The 16,701-nt window shown below is 65.9% G+C and carries 16 protein-coding genes; 11 read left to right on the top strand and 5 right to left on the bottom strand.

Annotated features, from left to right (window positions below):
• Positions 1 to 43: 43 nt before the first annotated feature.
• Genes N7640_RS18745 through N7640_RS18735 form a run of 3 tightly spaced genes read left to right on the top strand, consistent with a single transcriptional unit; the run spans position 44 to position 2,398 of the window.
• Positions 44 to 694 (top strand): DUF502 domain-containing protein, encoded by a 651-nt coding sequence (locus N7640_RS18745; protein WP_220813148.1) that lies wholly within the window; start codon positions 44 to 46, stop codon positions 692 to 694.
• Between the two features lie 16 nt (positions 695 to 710).
• On the top strand, positions 711 to 1,577 hold the full coding sequence (locus N7640_RS18740; protein ID WP_279902026.1) for a serine hydrolase: 867 nt from the start codon (positions 711 to 713) through the stop codon (positions 1,575 to 1,577).
• A gap of 38 nt (positions 1,578 to 1,615) precedes the next feature.
• Entirely contained in the window at positions 1,616 to 2,398 is a 783-nt protein-coding gene (locus N7640_RS18735; RefSeq protein WP_279902028.1) for a dienelactone hydrolase family protein, read from the top strand.
• 60 nt (positions 2,399 to 2,458) lie between these two features.
• Here the strand turns inward: N7640_RS18735 and N7640_RS18730 are convergent, their stop codons facing one another.
• From N7640_RS18730 to N7640_RS18715, 4 genes are all read right to left on the bottom strand, one after another.
• Complete coding sequence (locus N7640_RS18730) at positions 2,459 to 4,114, bottom strand: AMP-binding protein (protein ID WP_279902029.1); 1,656 nt, start codon at positions 4,112 to 4,114, stop codon at positions 2,459 to 2,461.
• A 149-nt stretch (positions 4,115 to 4,263) separates the two neighbouring features.
• Entirely contained in the window at positions 4,264 to 4,713 is a 450-nt protein-coding gene (sixA, locus tag N7640_RS18725; protein WP_279902030.1) for a phosphohistidine phosphatase SixA, read from the bottom strand.
• Positions 4,710 to 5,057: a DUF4389 domain-containing protein gene (locus N7640_RS18720; protein ID WP_220813153.1), complete on the bottom strand. Its 348-nt coding sequence runs from the start codon at positions 5,055 to 5,057 to the stop codon at positions 4,710 to 4,712. The genes sixA and N7640_RS18720 overlap by 4 nt, the downstream gene beginning before the upstream one ends.
• 29 nt (positions 5,058 to 5,086) lie before the next feature.
• Complete coding sequence (locus tag N7640_RS18715; protein WP_279902031.1) at positions 5,087 to 6,109, bottom strand: NAD(P)H-dependent glycerol-3-phosphate dehydrogenase; 1,023 nt, start codon at positions 6,107 to 6,109, stop codon at positions 5,087 to 5,089.
• A 243-nt stretch (positions 6,110 to 6,352) separates the two neighbouring features.
• Here N7640_RS18715 and N7640_RS18710 point away from each other — a divergent pair, with 243 nt between their 5' ends.
• The 3 genes from N7640_RS18710 to fabB all read left to right on the top strand — a co-directional run bounded on the left by N7640_RS18710 (position 6,353) and on the right by fabB (position 10,138).
• Positions 6,353 to 8,224, top strand: coding sequence for an ATP-binding protein (locus tag N7640_RS18710; protein WP_220813155.1), 1,872 nt, complete (start codon positions 6,353 to 6,355; stop codon positions 8,222 to 8,224).
• A 170-nt stretch (positions 8,225 to 8,394) separates the two neighbouring features.
• Positions 8,395 to 8,910, top strand: a complete 516-nt coding sequence (gene fabA / locus N7640_RS18705; protein WP_279902032.1) for a 3-hydroxyacyl-[acyl-carrier-protein] dehydratase FabA — start codon at positions 8,395 to 8,397, stop codon at positions 8,908 to 8,910.
• 13 nt (positions 8,911 to 8,923) lie between these two features.
• A complete protein-coding gene (fabB, locus tag N7640_RS18700; RefSeq protein ID WP_279902033.1) occupies positions 8,924 to 10,138 on the top strand; it encodes a beta-ketoacyl-ACP synthase I in 1,215 nt (404 codons plus the stop codon).
• 302 nt (positions 10,139 to 10,440) lie between these two features.
• Here the strand turns inward: fabB and icd are convergent, their stop codons facing one another.
• Positions 10,441 to 11,697 carry an NADP-dependent isocitrate dehydrogenase gene (icd, locus tag N7640_RS18695; RefSeq protein WP_220813158.1) on the bottom strand — a complete coding sequence of 419 codons (1,257 nt, stop codon included), beginning with the start codon at positions 11,695 to 11,697 and terminating at the stop codon, positions 10,441 to 10,443.
• A gap of 316 nt (positions 11,698 to 12,013) precedes the next feature.
• Here icd and N7640_RS18690 point away from each other — a divergent pair, with 316 nt between their 5' ends.
• The 5 genes from N7640_RS18690 to N7640_RS18670 all read left to right on the top strand — a co-directional run bounded on the left by N7640_RS18690 (position 12,014) and on the right by N7640_RS18670 (position 16,551).
• A complete protein-coding gene (locus tag N7640_RS18690; RefSeq protein ID WP_220813159.1) occupies positions 12,014 to 12,499 on the top strand; it encodes an NUDIX hydrolase in 486 nt (161 codons plus the stop codon).
• Positions 12,500 to 12,540: 41 nt separating this feature from the next.
• Positions 12,541 to 13,659 (top strand): tRNA 2-thiouridine(34) synthase MnmA, encoded by a 1,119-nt coding sequence (gene mnmA / locus N7640_RS18685; RefSeq protein ID WP_279902035.1) that lies wholly within the window; start codon positions 12,541 to 12,543, stop codon positions 13,657 to 13,659.
• Positions 13,656 to 14,276, top strand: a complete 621-nt coding sequence (hflD, locus tag N7640_RS18680; protein ID WP_279902037.1) for a high frequency lysogenization protein HflD — start codon at positions 13,656 to 13,658, stop codon at positions 14,274 to 14,276. The genes mnmA and hflD overlap by 4 nt, the downstream gene beginning before the upstream one ends.
• 1 nt (position 14,277) lies before the next feature.
• Positions 14,278 to 15,141: a DMT family transporter gene (locus tag N7640_RS18675; protein ID WP_279902038.1), complete on the top strand. Its 864-nt coding sequence runs from the start codon at positions 14,278 to 14,280 to the stop codon at positions 15,139 to 15,141.
• Between the two features lie 183 nt (positions 15,142 to 15,324).
• On the top strand, positions 15,325 to 16,551 hold the full coding sequence (locus tag N7640_RS18670; RefSeq protein WP_279902039.1) for a hypothetical protein: 1,227 nt from the start codon (positions 15,325 to 15,327) through the stop codon (positions 16,549 to 16,551).
• The last annotated feature ends 150 nt before the right edge of the window (positions 16,552 to 16,701 follow it).

The following is a 16,701-nucleotide window of genomic DNA, read 5'->3' as shown; positions in this document are numbered from 1 at the left end:
GGGACTTGTTAGCCTTGGGGCGCCCTCGCCACGGACCCACGCCATGTTCAAACGCAGCTTCCACTCCCTTTTCGCCACCTGGCTGGCCGGCCTGCTCGCCCTGTTGCCGCTGGCCCTGTCGTTGGCCCTGCTGGGCTGGGTGGTGAGCCTGCTCAACCGCCTGATCGGCCCCTCCAGCACCGTCGGCAAGCTGTTCGCCGGGCTCGGCCAGCCCTTCGTCAGCAGCCAGGAACTGGCCTGGCTGCTCGGCACCGTCGCGCTGGTGGTGGCACTCTACCCGCTCGGCCTGGCCGTCCAGCTCGGCCTGAAGGGCCCGCTGCAGCGCCTGTTCGACCGCACCCTGCGGCGCATCCCCCTGCTCGGCAACCTGTACGGCCTGGCCGACCGCTTCGTCGGCCTGCTCGACCAGCAGGAAAACGCCGACGTCGGGGCGATGAGCCCGGTCTGGTGCTTCTTCGGCGGCGACGGCACGGCCGTGCTGGCGCTGCTGCCCAACCCGCAGCCGGTCGAGATCGACGGCCGCGCCTATTTCGCCATCCTGGTGCCCACCGCACCGGTGCCGGTGGGCGGCGGCCTGCTCTACGTGCCCGTGGAATGGGTCAAGCCGGCGGACATGGGCATGGATCGGTTCACCAGCATCTACGTCTCGATGGGCATCACCCCGCCGGGCCCGAACAAACCGCCGGCACCTTGAGGCTCGGGGTCGAACGATGCGTTTCTGCCTGGTTCGCAACGGCTCCCTGCTGACGCCCGCCCCGTCCGACGAGCTTCTGCCCTGGTGGAGCTTCGGCAAGACCGTGCTCTCGGCCGCCGCCCTGTCGCTGGTGCGGGACGGCCTGGTCGCGCTGGACGACCAGGTGGCCGAAGGCCCCTTCACCCTACGCCAGCTGCTGCGCCACGAGGCGGGCCTGGCGGACTATGGCGAACTCGCCGACTACCGCACCGCCGTCGCGCGACAGGAAACACCCTGGCCGACCGAGGAGATGCTGCACCGCCTGGACGCCACTCGGTTGCGCTACACGCCGGGAGCCGGATGGCGCTACTCGAATGTCGGCTATCTGTATGTCGCCCGGCTGATCGAACGGCTGACCGATCTCCCGCTGGACGAAGCGCTGAGCCGGCGCGTGCTGGCGCCGCTGGACGTGTCTCGTGCGCGCCTGGCACGCACGCGGGCCGACTGGAGCGCGGGAGCGCCCGCCGGCTACGACCCGGCCTGGGTCTACCATGGCCTGCTGGTCGGCCCACTGGATCAGGCAGCCCTGCTGCTGGATCGCCTGCTGGGTGGCGACTATCTCCCGCCCCGTCTGCTCGACGAGATGCAAACGCCGCACCTGCTTGGCGGACCTCTGCCGGGCCGCCCCTGGGCCGCGCCCGGCTACGGCCTGGGCCTGATGCAGGGGCCGACGACGTGCGGGCTGTACACACACGGGCACACCGGTGGCGGTCCGGGCAGCGTGATCGCGGTATACCGCAGCGCCACGGCGAGTTGCGCGGCCTTCGTGGAAGGCGATGACCAGGGCTGCGTGGAAGCGGAAGCGATCAACCAGCTGCGGGCCATTTCGGACGCGGGCCGCTAAGCTGCCTCGACCCTCCATCACCCGCCAGGAGATTTGTCATGCGTCATCTATTGCTTGCCCTGCTGTTGTGCAGCCCCCTCGCCCTCGCCGAGGTGCAGATCCGCGAGATGCCCTACACCACCGCCGACGGCACCCGGCTGATCGGCTACCACGCCTGGGACGACGCCATCGAAGGCCCGCGCCCCGGGGTCATCGTGGTGCATGAATGGTGGGGGCTGAACGACTACGCCAAGCGCCGCGCCCGCGACCTCGCCGCACTCGGCTACAGCGCCCTGGCCGTCGACATGTACGGCGAAGGCAAAAACACCCAGCACCCGGAGGACGCCGGCGCCTTCATGAAGGCGGTGATGGCCGACCCGCAGACGCCGAGGGCGCGTTTCCAGGCCGGCCTCGAACTGCTCAAGGCCCAGCCGCAGACCGACGCGCAGCGCCTGGCCGCGATCGGCTACTGCTTCGGAGGCCGGATCGTGCTGGACATGGCCCGCCAGGGCATGCCGTTGGCGGCGGTGGTGAGCTTCCACGGCGCGCTGGTCACCGATACCCCGGCCACGCCGGGCAGCGTCAAGGCCAGGGTGCTGGTGGAACACGGCGCCGCCGACAGCTTCATCACGCCGCAGCAGGTCGCCGACTTCAAGGCCGAGATGGACAAGGCCGGCGCCGACTACCGCTTCGTCGAGCTGCCCGGCGCCAAGCACGGCTTCAGCAACCCGGACGCCGACGCGCACAAGGGCCACGGCCTCGACCTCGGCTACCAGAAGGAGGCCGACGAGCGCTCCTGGGCCGATATGCGGCAACTGCTCGACGAGGTGTTCCGCCCGTAACGCAACGGGAGCCCCTAGGGGCTCCCGCTCGTGCAGCCGGTTCGGTGAAAACCCGGCCGGCTAGCGATGCCAGACCACTTCGCCGCGGCCCTGGCCCCAGGTGTCGAAGTGCGCGCCGTAGGCGTTTTCCACCGACGCCCGCTTGATTTTCAGGGTCGGGGTCAGGAAGCCGTTGTCCACCGCCCAGACCTCCGGCACCAGCACCAGCCCGTTGAGCTGCTCATGCTTGTCCAGTACCTGGTTGGTTTCCGCCAGCAGACGCCGCAGGCTGCTCTCCAGCTGCTCGCGCGACTCCCTCCGTGCCACCTCGGACAGCACGCACAACGCCAGCGGCTGCGGCAGGCCGTCGCCCACCACGCAGACCTGCTCGATGTGGGTGTGCACGGCCAGGCGGTTCTCGATCGGCGCCGGCGCCACGTACTTGCCCTTGCTGGTCTTGAAGATTTCCTTGATCCGCCCGGTCAGGCGCAGGTTGCCCTCGGCGTCCTGCTCACCCTTGTCGCCGGTGCGCAGGAAGCCGTCCTCGGTCATCGCCTCGGCGGTCTTGCCCGGCTCCTTGTAGTAGCCCTGCATGGTCGAGCCACTGCGCACCAGCACCTCGCCCTCCTCGCTGATACGGACCTCGACACCGGGGTTGTTCTGGCCGATCCAGCCCTTCTTGAAGCGGCCGGGGCGGCAGACGTGGGAGTAGCCGCAGTTTTCCGTCATGCCGTAGACCTCCTGCAGCTCCAGCCCCAGGCGGCGGTACCAGGCCAGCAGCGCATCCGGCACCGGCGCGGCGCCGGACAGCGCGTAGCGCACGGCGTCCAGTCCCAGGCCACGGAGCACCTTGCGCCCGACCAGGCGGCCGAGCAGCGGGATGGACAGGAGGAAATCCAGCTTCTTTGCCGGCATCTGCGCGTACACGCCCATCTGGAACTTGGTCCAGATCCGCGGCACGCCGAAGAACACCGTGGGCCGGGCACGGCGCAGGTCGTCGACGAAGGTATCCAGGCTCTCGGCGAAGAACACGGTCATGCCGCTGTACAGGGAGTTGAGCTCGACGAACATTCGCTCGGCCACGTGGCACAGCGGCAGGTAGGACAAGGCGCGGTCGCTCTCGTTGACACCGAACAGCTCCGTGGCGTGGCCGGCGGTGAAGCCGAAATTGCCGAAGTTGTGCATCACGCCCTTGGGCATGCCGGTGGTGCCGGAGGTATAGATGATGGTGGCGAGATGATCGGGATGGTTGCGTGGCGTGTCCTGGATCGGCAAGCAGGACTGCAGGTCGCTCCACAGCCGGTCGAAGCTGCCGTCGGCGTGCAGCGGCAGCGCCACGGTGGTCACGCTCTCCGGCACGCCGGGGGCCATGGCCGGCCAGTCGTCCAGCTTGCCGATGAAGGCGACCCGGGCCTCGGCGTGCTCCAGCACCTGGCGCACCGACTCCGCGGTGAGGTTGGGATAGAGCGGCACCGAGACGTGCCCCGCCATCCAGATGGCCAGGTCGGTGACGATCCAGTGGGCACAGTTCTTCGAGATGATCGCGATCCTGCTGCCCGGCTCCAGCTCCAGGCTGCGCAGCCAGCTGGCGGTGCGCCGCGCCTGCTCGCCGACCTCGGCCCAGGTGAGCTGCTCCAGCTGCCCGCCGCCCAGCGGCTGGATCAGGTAGGTCTTGTTCGGGTGACGCGACTCACGCTCGAAAAACACCTCGAGCGGCAAACGGACTGCACTGGCCACGGGGCCTCCTTGTTTTTTGTTTTTGTCACAGGGAGCAACCAAGCACTTGCTTGGTTGAATATTCCACGCGTCAGGAGGCGTCGCAAGTGAAGAAATGTTACAGGAGCGCACCGCCGCCCCGAGGCCGGGGCGGCGTCAACGGATACGCATCAGGGGTGATGAAGGGCGGAAAGCTGCATCAGGCCGGGGACGACATCGCCCTCGAGCACCACCAGGCTGGCGGTGTGCAGGCCCAGGGGCTGCTGCAGATGGCCGTGGATCAGCAGGCCGGAGAGACTGCCGAGCAAAGGGTTGTGGCTGACCAGCAGGCATTCGCCGGGATAGTCGTCCAGATGGCTGGCGGCCGCGCGCGGCGGATCGTCGGGCGTAGCCCAGTCCGCCGTGATCAACGGCAGCGCCAAGCCGAGGGTCTCGCGCACGATCTCGGCGGTCTGCCGGGCACGCAGGTAGGGGCTGACCAGGATGTGCTGCAGAGGCCGCCCCCGCAGATGCTCGGCGCTTCTGCGCACTTCCTTGCGGCCGCGCTCGGTGAGGGCGCGCTCCGCGTCGCTGCGCGCACGCGGTTCGGCCTCGCCGTGGCGCAGCAGCCAGAGGGTCACAGCTTGGGTTCTTCGTCGCGTACCGGGTGCGGTGCCGGCGGGATGGAGTGCGGCTCGTTGTCTTCCGGCGCACGCGGGGTCGGCCAGTCGGCGAAGGGCCAGGGCTTCTCCTCGGTGTTGAAGGTGCCGAAGCGGCCGATCTGCTGCAGGTACTGGCTCAGGCTGTCGCCGAACGACTGCAGCCCGCTGTTGGGCGCGCCGTAGAACAGGCGGTAGCCCAGCTGCAGCAGGACCACGCCACCGAGCACGATCTCGGCCAGTTGCCAGACGATGGTGAAGATCACCATCCACAGAATCCGCAGGGCGATGGATTCGCGCTCAAGTTCCTTGCTCGGTTCGCTCATGGTGCTCTCCTTTCTCAGAATCCGTTAGATCAGAAACCGCTGGGTGAAATGAAGTCCACATCCGTCTTGGGCTCGCCGCGCATCAGCCCCTGGATCACCTGCTCCAGGGTGCGCCCCTCGAACAGGATGGCATGCAGACCGGCGACCAACGGCATGTAGACCTGCAACTCCTCCGCCTTGTTCTTCAAGACTTTGAGGGTATTGACGCCCTCGGCCACCTCGCCCAGGCGCGCCACCGCGTCCTCCAGCGACAGGCCCTCGCCCAGGGCATGCCCCACCTGGTAGTTGCGGCTCTTGGGCGAGGAACAGGTGACGATCAGGTCGCCGACCCCGGCCAGGCCGAGGAAGGTCATGGGATTGGCGCCGAGGGTGACGGCGAAGCGGGTCATTTCCGCCAGCGCACGGGTGATCAGCATGCTCTTGGTGTTCTCGCCCATGCCCAGGGCGGCAGCCATGCCGGCGATGATGGCGTAGACGTTCTTCAGGGCACCGCCCAGCTCCACGCCGAAGCTGTCGCGGCTGGCGTAGACGCGGAAGGTGCGACCGTGCAGCGCGTCCTGCACGCGCTGGCAGAGTTCCTCGTCCTCACTGGCGATCACCGTGGCGGTCAGCGCGTGCTCGGCGATCTCACGCGCCAGGTTCGGCCCGGACAACACTCCGATGCGCGCCTGGGGCGCCACCTCGGCGAGAATCTGGCTCATCAGCTTGAAGCCGTCGGCCTCGATGCCCTTGGTGGTGCTCACCAGCAGCTTGCCGGCCAGAGTGCCGGCCACCGGCTGCAGCACGTTGCGCAGGGCCGACGAGGGAATCGCGACGAACACCAGCTCGCAGGCGGCCAGGGTGGTCGGCAGGTCGGTCACCGGCTCGACACCGGGCAACAGCTTGATGCCCTTCAGGTATCGCGGGTTCTCGCGCCGGGTGCGCATGGCCTCGGCCTGTTCGGGGTCGCGCATCCACTGCAGGACGCGCTGGCCGTTGGCGGCCAGGAGGTTGGCAATGGCGGTGCCGAAGCTGCCGCCGCCCAGTACTGCAACGGGTTGTTGCTCGGTCATAGGAATTCCACAGCGGGCCATCTGTCGATGGCGGATGCCTCATTATCATGGAGCCTCGGCCGACCGGCCAGTCCCACGCCACAGCAAGCGCTGGCAAAGCCTGGCTTCTCGGTTAACATGCGGCTGTCCTGCCAGAGAACAAGGCCGTTCCGTGCACACCGTTCCGTTCTGCCATCCGCAACTCCCGCAATGCCTGGCCGCGCGCTCCCCGCTGTCCCGCCGGCCAGAGAGCGAAACCCGCTGATGTTCGGCTGGAACTGGGACATCCATACCCGTACCCAGCTGATCAGCGTAGGCCCGGCGCTGCTGCTCACTCTGTTGCTGACCGGCTTCTTCACCTATTCGCGCCTGGAAGACCTGCGCCAGGAGATCAACCAGTCCGGCCAGCTGATGGCCAACCAGTTGGCACCGGCCGTGGTGCATGGCGTCGCCGCCGGCGACACCCAGGCCCTGGAAAGCCTGCTGCGCGCCACCCTGCAGACGCCCAGCGTCCGCTTCCTGGAAGTGCGCGACAAGGCCGAGACCATTCTGGTCTACGTCGAACAGCACAAGGACCCGGCCGCCTCGCAGGTGGACATCTTCCACGCCTCCGTCCGCCGGGAGAAAGCCTCGGGCGCCGACGAATACCTGGGTCGGGTGGTGGTCGGCATGTCCGACGAGACCTTCACCAGCCGCCAGCAGGCGATTCTGCTCAAGGCCACGATACTGGCGCTGTTCGCGCTGCTGCTGACCTTCTTCCTCGCCCGCCAGCTGGCCCGGCGCCTGTCCCAGCCGATCAGCGAGATGGGCAAGGCGGTGGAGGCGATCAAGGCCGGCGACTACCGAACCACTCTACCGGAGACCGACACCAGCGAACTGGGCGGCCTCGCCCGGCATATCAACAACCTCGCCGAGGAACTGGAAAGCGCCAGCCGCGAGCAGCGCGAGGCCATGCAGCAGCTGATCCAGGCCCGCGAGGAAGCCGAGCAGGCCAACCGCGCCAAGTCGGACTTCCTGGCGATGATGAGTCACGAACTGCGCACGCCGATGAACGGCGTGCTGGGCATGCTGCAGTTGCTGGAAACCACCGAGATGAACCACGAGCAAGCGGAATACGCGGCGCTGGCCATCGAATCCACCGAACACCTGCTCAAGGTCATCAACGACATTCTCGACTTCTCCCGGATCGAGCGCGGCGCTCTCGAACTGGAGCGCATCCCGTTCAACCTCAAGGAACTGCTGCAGGACTCGATCCAGGTCTTCCAGCACAGCGCCCAGCAACGCGGCCTCTACCTGCGCCTGGAGAAGCCGCCGGGCCTGGAGGCATTCGAGGTCCAGGGCGACCCCACCCGTATCCGCCAGATCCTGGTCAACCTGCTCGGCAATGCGCTGAAGTTCACCGAGGAAGGTGGCATCCGCATCGAGACCCACTGGCAGCCGCTGGACAACGACATCCTCTGGTTCACCTGCGCGGTGCGCGACAGCGGTATCGGCATCGCCCCGCAGCGTCTGGAGCACATGTTCGATGCCTTCCAGCAGGCCGACAGTTCGATTTCCCGCCGCTACGGCGGAACCGGGCTGGGCCTGTCGATCGCCCGCACCCTGGCCGAGCGCATGGGCGGCACCCTTCACGCCAGCAGCGAGGAAGGCATCGGCTCGGTATTCACCCTCGAGATTCCCCTGCCCTTCAACATGCGCAGCACTCTCGAAACGCCGCGGATACAGAGCGACGACAGCTCCGGCGAAGGCCTGGAGGTGCTGCTGGTGGAAGACAATCCGGTCAATCAGACCGTGATCGAGGCCATGCTACGCAGCCTGGGCTACCGGGTAGAGTTGGTCGGCGATGGCGCCCAGGCCGTGCAGCGCTTCGACCCCCAGCGTTTCGTCGCGGTGCTGATGGATTGCCGCCTGCCGATCATGGATGGCTACGAGGCGACCCGGCAGATCCGCCGCCAGTCGCCGCACTGCAACACACCGATCATCGCCCTCACCGCCAACGCGCTGCAGGGCGACCGCGAAGCCTGCCTCCAGGCGGGCATGAACGACTACCTGGCCAAGCCCTTCAAACGCGCCGATCTGGAGCGCGCCCTGACGCGCTGGCTGATCCGGCGCAACCAGCCGCATCAGGAGGACTAGACTTTTTGCACCCGCGGTCATGATCTGTGACAAGTTATGCCGGTATACAGGTGTACACACTGGGCTGTGACTTTCACCATGACGCAACAGTCTATGACTAGTCTGCCGCTACACAAGAACAGAAGCGGCACAGCTTTAAGCCCCGTCCGGGGGACCATTGAGGAGTTCGCATGACCAAGCAAAACGCCTATTCCCGGGAAGAATTGCTCGCCTGCAGCCGCGGCGAGCTGTTTGGCCCGGGCAATGCGCAGTTGCCCGCCCCCAACATGCTGATGATCGATCGCATCGCTCATATCAGCGACACCGGCGGCAAATACGGCAAGGGCGAGATCGTCGCCGAACTCGATATCAACCCGGATCTCTGGTTCTTCGCCTGCCACTTCGAGGGCGACCCGGTCATGCCGGGCTGCCTGGGCCTCGACGCCATGTGGCAGCTGGTCGGCTTCTACCTCGGCTGGCAGGGCAACCCCGGCCGTGGCCGCGCCCTGGGCTCGGGCGAAGTGAAGTTCTTCGGTCAGGTACTGCCCACCGCGAAGAAACTCACCTACACCATCCATATCAAACGAACCATCAGCCGCTCGCTGATCCTCGGCATCGCCGACGGCGGCGTCAGCGTCGATGGTCGCGAAATCTACAGTGCCGAAGGCCTCCGCGTCGGCCTGTTCACCTCTACCGACAGCTTCTGAAGGACATTTCCGCATGCGTCGCGTCGTGATCACCGGCCTGGGCATCGTTTCCTGCCTGGGCAATGACAAGGACACCGTTTCCGCCAGCCTGCGCGCCGGCAAGGCGGGCATCCGCTTCAACCCGGAATACGCCGAAATGGGCCTGCGCAGCCAGGTGTCCGGCTCCGTCGACCTCGATCTGGAAGCGCTGATCGACCGCAAGGTGCTGCGCTTCATGGGCAACGCCGCCGCCTACGCCTACCTGTCGATGGAGGCCGCGATCAAGGATGCCGGCCTGAGCCTGGAGGAAATCTCCAATCCGCGCATCGGCCTGATCGCCGGCTCCGGTGGCGCCTCCACCCTGAACCAGATGGAAGCCATCGACATCCTTCGCGAGAAGGGCGTCAAGCGCATCGGCCCGTACCGCGTGCCGCGCACCATGGGCAGCACCGTCTCGGCCTGCCTGGCGACGCCGTTCCAGATCAAGGGCGTGAACTACTCCATCTCCTCCGCCTGCGCCACCAGCGCCCACTGCATCGGCCACGCGATGGAGCAGATCCAGATGGGCAAGCAGGACCTGGTATTCGCCGGTGGCGGCGAGGAAGAGCATTGGAGCCAGAGCTGCCTGTTCGACGCCATGGGCGCCCTCTCCACCCAGTACAACGAGACCCCGGAAAAGGCCTCCCGTGCCTACGACGCCAAGCGTGACGGCTTCGTCATCGCCGGCGGCGGCGGCATGGTGGTGGTCGAGGAGCTGGAGCACGCGCTCAAGCGCGGCGCCACCATCTATGCCGAGATCGTCGGCTACGGCGCCACCAGCGACGGCTACGACATGGTCGCGCCCAGCGGCGAAGGCGCCGTGCGCTGCATGCAGCAGGCCCTGGCCACCGTCGACGCGCCGATCGACTACCTCAACACCCACGGCACCTCCACCCCGGTCGGCGATACCGCCGAGGCCCGCGCGGTGCGCGAAGTGTTCGGCGACAAGGCGCCGGCCATCAGCTCCACCAAGAGCCTGTCTGGCCACTCGCTGGGCGCCGCTGGCGTGCACGAGGCGATCTACTGCCTGCTGATGATGCAGGGCGGCTTCATCGCCGGCTCCGCCAACATCGAGGAGCTAGACCCGGACGTGGCCGACCTGCCAATCCAGCGCGAAACCCGCGACGTGCAGCTGAACACCGTGATGAGCAACAGCTTTGGCTTCGGCGGCACCAACGCCACCCTGGTGCTGCAGCGCTACAAGGGCTGATCCCTCGCGGCTGATGAATGAAAACGGCGCCCCAGGGCGCCGTTTTCATTGGCTATGTCCCCGTTAAGTGTTGCTGTACCGATCCCTCTTTTGTGGGAGCGGCCTTGGCCGCGAAATTCGCGGATAAATCCGCTCCCACAAGGTGCGCAACAACTAACGGGGACATAGCCTTTTCATTGGGCATTCAGCACCATCCCGGATTCCGTCGGGCATAAAAAAATCCGATGCCGGCAACCGGCATCGGACTCTTCGGGAAGGATCGGCGGCAGTCCGAGGACCACCGCCGCTCTTTCCACCCGCCCTTACATGTGGGCGATGATGGCGTCGCCGAACTGCGAGCAGGACAGCAGCTTGGCACCGTCCATCAGACGCTCGAAGTCGTAGGTCACGGTCTTCGCGGCGATGGCGCCGTTGGTGCCCTTGATGATCAGGTCGGCCGCTTCCAGCCAGCCCATGTGGCGCAGCATCATCTCGGCGGAGAGGATGACCGAGCCCGGGTTGACCTTGTCCAGGCCGGCATACTTCGGCGCGGTACCGTGGGTGGCTTCGAACATGGCCACGGTGTCGGACAGGTTGGCGCCCGGCGCAATGCCGATACCACCCACCTCGGCCGCCAGGGCGTCGGACAGGTAGTCACCGTTCAGGTTCAGGGTGGCGATCACGTCGTACTCGGCCGGACGCAGCAGGATCTGCTGCAGCATGGCGTCGGCGATGGCGTCCTTGACCACGATGTTCTTGCCGGTGTTCGGGTTTTTGAACTGCATCCACGGGCCGCCGTCCAGCAACTCGGCGCCGAACTCGTCACGCGCCACTTCGTAGCCCCACTCCTTGAAGGCACCTTCGGTGAACTTCATGATGTTGCCCTTGTGGACGATGGTCACGGAGCTGCGATCGTTGTCCACGGCGTACTGCAGGGCCTTGCGCACCAGACGCTTGGTACCTTCCAGGGAAACCGGCTTGATGCCGATGCCGCAGTTCTCGGTGAAGCGGATCTTCTTGACGCCCATTTCCTCGGTGAGGAACTTGATGACCTTGATCGCTTCCGGCGAACCGGCTTTCCACTCGACGCCGGCGTAGATGTCTTCCGAGTTCTCGCGGAAGATGCACATGTCCACGTCACCCGGCTTCTTCACCGGGCTCGGCACGCCTTCGAACCAGCGCACCGGGCGCTGGCAGACATACAGGTCCAGCTCCTGGCGCAGGGCCACGTTCAGCGAGCGGATGCCGCCACCGACCGGAGTGGTCAGCGGGCCCTTGATGGAGACGACGTAGTCGCGGACGGCGTCCAGGGTTTCCTTCGGCAGCCAGGTGTCCTGGTCGTAGACCTGGGTGGCTTTCTCGCCGGCGTAGACCTCCATCCAGGCGATCTTGCGCTGGCCGGCGTAGGCCTTCTCGACGGCGGCGTCGACGACCTTGATCATTACCGGGCTGATATCGACGCCGATGCCGTCACCCTCGATGAACGGGATGATCGGGTTGTTCGGCACACTCAGGGACATGTCGGCGTTGACGGTGATCTTCTCGCCGTTCGCAGGCACCTGGATCTTCTGGTATCCCATGCTGGACTCCGTTTGTTTTCGTGGTCTGACAATCCGCCACACGGGTAATGCGACGGACGATACTTCTGGGTCTCGGAAAGGTGCCGCATTCTTGTAGTTTTTCTACAGAAAGTCACGCACTTTTCGCCATTTACTGACAGCCCGGCGACAGCCTAGACTGCTTGAATCCTGGTTAGGCGCCATTCTTGTAGTCAAACTACAGAGACGCTACAAAACGCCCTCCAAGGGCGCTTTCAATCCTAGCAGCTCGGCCCGAGATTGCTTCGATCCTGGTCGTAGCAGACTGTTACCCGCCGAATCGTAGAGGTTCCCTGCAATGCGTTTCACTCCCCATGTCACAGTCGCCACCGTCGTCGAGGATCGGGGGCGCTTCCTGCTCGTCGAGGAACTGGCCGACGGCCAGGCGGTATTTAACCAGCCTGCCGGCCATCTGGAAGCCGACGAAAGTCTGATCGAGGCCGCCTTGCGCGAAACACTGGAAGAAACCGGCTGGCAGGTGGAGCTGACCGCCGTCACCGGCATCTACCTCTATACCGCGCCGAGCAACGGCGTCACCTACCAGCGCGTGTGCTTCGCCGCCAGGCCATTGCGCCACCTGCCGGACTCGCCGCTGGACGACGGCATCATCGGCCCGCGCTGGCTGACCCGCGAGGAACTGGCTGCCCAGCCCGAACGCTGGCGCAGCGAGCTGGTACTACGCTGCATCGACGACTACCTGGCCGGCGCACGCCACGACCTGAGCCTGATCCGCGATCCGGCCGATCGCGGCCCGGCCTATTCGCCCCACGCCGCCCGCTCCTGATAGAATCGCCCACTTTCCGCCGTCAGCCTCTCCAAGTCCCCATGCGCGAACCAGCCAATACCCGAGTGATCGTCGGCATGTCCGGCGGCGTCGACTCTTCCGTTTCCGCCCTCCTGCTGCTCGAGCAGGGCTACCAGGTGGAAGGCCTGTTCATGAAGAACTGGGAAGAGGACGACGGCACCGAATACTGCACCGCCATGGCCGACCTGGCCGACGCCCAGGCCGTGTGCGATCGCATCGGCATCAAGCTGCACACCGCGAACTTTGCGGCGGAATACTGGGACAACGTGTTCGAGCACTTCCTCGCCGAATACAAGGCCGGGCGCACGCCGAACCCGGACATCCTGTGCAACCGCGAGATCAAGTTCAAAGCCTTCCTCGACTACGCCCTGTCGCTCGGCGCCGACCTGATTGCCACCGGCCACTACGTGCGCCGCCGCGACGTGGACGGCCGCAGCGAGCTGCTCAAGGGCCTCGACCCGAACAAGGACCAGAGCTACTTCCTGCACGCCGTCGGCGGCGAGCAGATCGGCCGCACCCTGTTCCCGGTCGGCGAACTGGAGAAGCCGCAGGTCCGCGCCATCGCCGAGAAGTACGACCTGGCCACGGCCAAGAAGAAGGACTCGACCGGCATCTGCTTCATCGGTGAGCGCCGCTTCAGCGACTTCCTCAAGCAGTACCTGCCGGCCCAGCCGGGCGACATCGAGACCACCGAAGGCGAGGTGATCGGCCGCCACGTCGGCCTGATGTACCACACCATCGGCCAGCGCCAGGGCCTGGGTATCGGCGGCCTGAAGAACGCCGGCGACGAACCCTGGTACGTGCTGCACAAGGACCTGGCGCGCAACGTGCTGATCGTCGGCCAGGGCAACGACCACCCCTGGCTGTTCTCCCGCGCCCTGCTCGCCTCGGATATCTACTGGGTCAACCCCGTCGACCTCTCCAGCCCGCGCCGCCTCACCGCCAAGGTGCGCTACCGCCAGGCCGACCAGGCCTGCACCCTGGAGAAGACCGAGCACGGCTACCGGGCGACCTTCGACGAACCGCAGCGCGCCGTCACCCCGGGCCAGTCCGTGGTGTTCTACGACGGCGAGGTCTGCCTGGGCGGCGGCGTGATCGAGGTCGCCGAGCCCTGTGCTGAAGGAGCCCCGCGCGCATGAGCCCCGTTCAGGAACAACTGATCGCCCTCTCCGCCGTGTTCCAGGCCGCCAGCCTGGTGGACAAACTGGCCCGCACCGGCCAGGTCAGCGACGCGCAGCTCGGCTGCCTGCTCGGCAGCCTGCTGGTGCGCGATCCGAAGAACACCCTGGAGGTCTACGGCGGCGACGACCTCAACCTGCGCGAGGGCTACAAGGCACTGGTCAGCACCCTGGAGCGCAACCCGGCCAGCCTGCAGCGCGAGCCGCTACGCTACGCCCTGGCCCTGCTCGGCCTGGAGCGCCAGCTGGCCAAGCGCGACGACCTGCTGCAAGTGGTCGGCAGCCGCCTGGACCAGATCCAGAACCAGGTCGAGCACTTCGGCCTGACCCACGACAACGTGGTGGCCGCCTGCGGCGCGCTCTACCAGGACACCATCAGCACCTTCCGCCAGCGCATCCAGGTGCACGGCGACATGCGCTTCCTGCAACAACCGGCGGTGGCCGCCAAGGTACGCGCCCTGCTGCTCACCGGCATCCGCTCGGCCCGCCTGTGGCGCCAGCTCGGCGGCCATCGCTGGCAACTGGTGCTCGGCCGCGGCAAGCTGCTCAAGGAACTCTACCCGCTGCTGCGGAGCTGACGTGAGCTTGCCCAGCCGCAGCTCCAGACCCGTCCAGGGTGCCCTGCTCCTGGCACTCTCCGCCCTGCTGTTCTCGTTGATGGGCGTAGGCATCCGCGAGGTGTCCAGCGGCGTCAACAACGAGTCGGTGGTGTTCTTCCGCAATCTGGTCGGCGTACTGTTCTTTCTGCCGCTGGTGCTGCTGAAAGGCACCGGGCCGCTGAAGACCGGGCGTCTCAAGTCGCACATGTGGCGCACCACCTACGGCCTGGCGGCGATGTACTGCTTCTTCTACGCCATCGCCCACCTGCCGCTGGCCGACGCCATGCTGTTCACCTACGCGGCGCCGGTGTTCACCCCGCTGCTGGCCTGGTGGCTGCTCAAGGAGCCGCTGACCCGGCGCATGCTGGTCACCACCGCCATCGGCCTGGTCGGCGTGCTGCTGGTGGCCAAGCCCAGCGAGGCCCTGCTCGACAGCCAGGCCCTGATCGGCCTGGCGGCCAGCATCCTGGCCGCCTTCGCCTTCGTCTCCATCCGCGAGATGAGCGACACCGAGCCGGCCTTCCGCATCGTCTTCTATTTCTCCCTGTTCAGCGCCCTGATTTCCGCGGTGCCGCTGACCTGGGCCTGGCAGCCGCTGAGCCAGCACCAGCGCGGCCTGCTGCTGGTGATCGGCCTGCTCGCCACGGTGAGCCAGATCGTCATGTCCAAGGCCTACAGCCTGGCACCGCCCGGCCTGATCGGCCCCTTCGCCTACCTGGCCATCGTCTTCGCCGGCATCGTCGCCTGGCTACGCTGGGGCGAGATGCCGGATGCCGCCTCCCTGGTCGGCGCCGCGCTGATCTTCGCTTCCAGCCTGCTGTCCATCGCCCGGCGCAAGGCCTGACTCCGATTGTCGAGGAGTTCGGTAGCTGCACTCATCGGGCGAATGGATGACTTCCCGTTCGAGCACGAGTCGAGCAGCGCCCCCGCCTTGCTTTCCCAGCCCCCGGTAGCAGAAACTGTCGGCACGGATAACCGAGAAAGCGTCATCCGTACGGACGGCCATACCACTCGAAAGGATGCGACTATGCGTATGTTTGTGAAAAACACCCTTTTGCTGGCATCGGGACTGATGCTCGGCAATACCGCACTGGCGGTTCACGTCAACCCGCAAGGCACCGGCGAAGTGCTGTTGTTTCCGCTCTATACGACGCTCGCGGGCAACGACACCTACTTCCACATAACCAACCATGGCGCCCAGCAGAAGATACTGAAGGTACGCCTGCTCGAAGCGGTGAACTCCACAGCCGTCCTGAGTTTCAACCTGCGACTGGCGCCACGGGATACCTGGACAGGCACGGTCACGCGAACCGACACCGGGGCGAAGGTCATCACACGGGATGAATCGATAACCGAGCCCGCCTTCCCCTCCGCCGGCATCGAACTGTCGAGCAGTGCATACCAGGGGCAGGACTACCTTGCGGGCACGGGCGGTCCACAAGGGCTGGAACGAACCCGCATCGGCCACATAGAAGTCATCGAAATGGCACCCACCGGCAGCAATGCGGAAACAGGCGGACTGTCCGGCAGCTTCAGCATCATCAACGTGCCGCAAGGCATCCAGTTCGGCGGCATCGCCACTGCGCTGGACGACTTCTGGGGAGAGGTCACCCCCACCACCGCCACCGCGGCCGCGCACGCACTCCCGAATCTGGGCAGTGGCTCAAAGACCACGGAATTTCCCGATGGCACAACGGACAGCTTCGCGAAGGGGCTGGACGCGGTAGGCGCAGCGCTCCTGACTGCCTACGTCGAGAATGAATTTGTCTCCGGAGCCGGCCTCGCCGCCGAAACCGACTGGGTGGTTACCTTCCCCACCAAGGCACTCGCCACCCGGGGGCTCACCGCACCAGCACAACCATTCCTGTCCATATGGTCCGCCACGGCGCAGGGCAATACCTGCACCCACGTGCCATCCGATCGCTATGATCGTGAGGGCCAAGCCTACCCCACGGACATTCCCGCAACATTCGAGAAAGAACCCTATTGGCTGTGCGACTCGACCAACATTCTGGGCTTTGGACAAAGCGCGGTAATCAGGGAAGCGGAAGAACTGCCAGCAACCGATGAAGACGAGTCTCAAAGTGGATATCTGCAACTGGACTTTTCCCAGCGCCACCTCACCTCGCTTTCGGCGAAGCAATATCTCGGAATACCCGCCATCGGCTTTTCCGCGATCAAGATCACCAATGGCGATGTAAATGGTCTGCTATCCAACTATGCGGTTTCCTGGCCACACCGCTCGCACAAATAGCCAAGGCCTTTTCCCGAGAGCCATGCCGTCGAGGTCGTAAAAAGGGTTAGGGGGCAAGCGAGGATGCCCAGTCCTTGGCCACTACGGCCACACGGCATGAATGGCACGGCACGGCAGCGAACGGTCGAGCCGGCGCCCCTGCTTTCATGT

The organism is Pseudomonas sp. GD04015 (assembly GCF_029837675.1).
Taxonomy (GTDB): Bacteria; Pseudomonadota; Gammaproteobacteria; order Pseudomonadales; family Pseudomonadaceae; genus Aquipseudomonas; species Aquipseudomonas paralcaligenes.
This window is presented reverse-complemented; position numbering and strand designations above follow the sequence as displayed.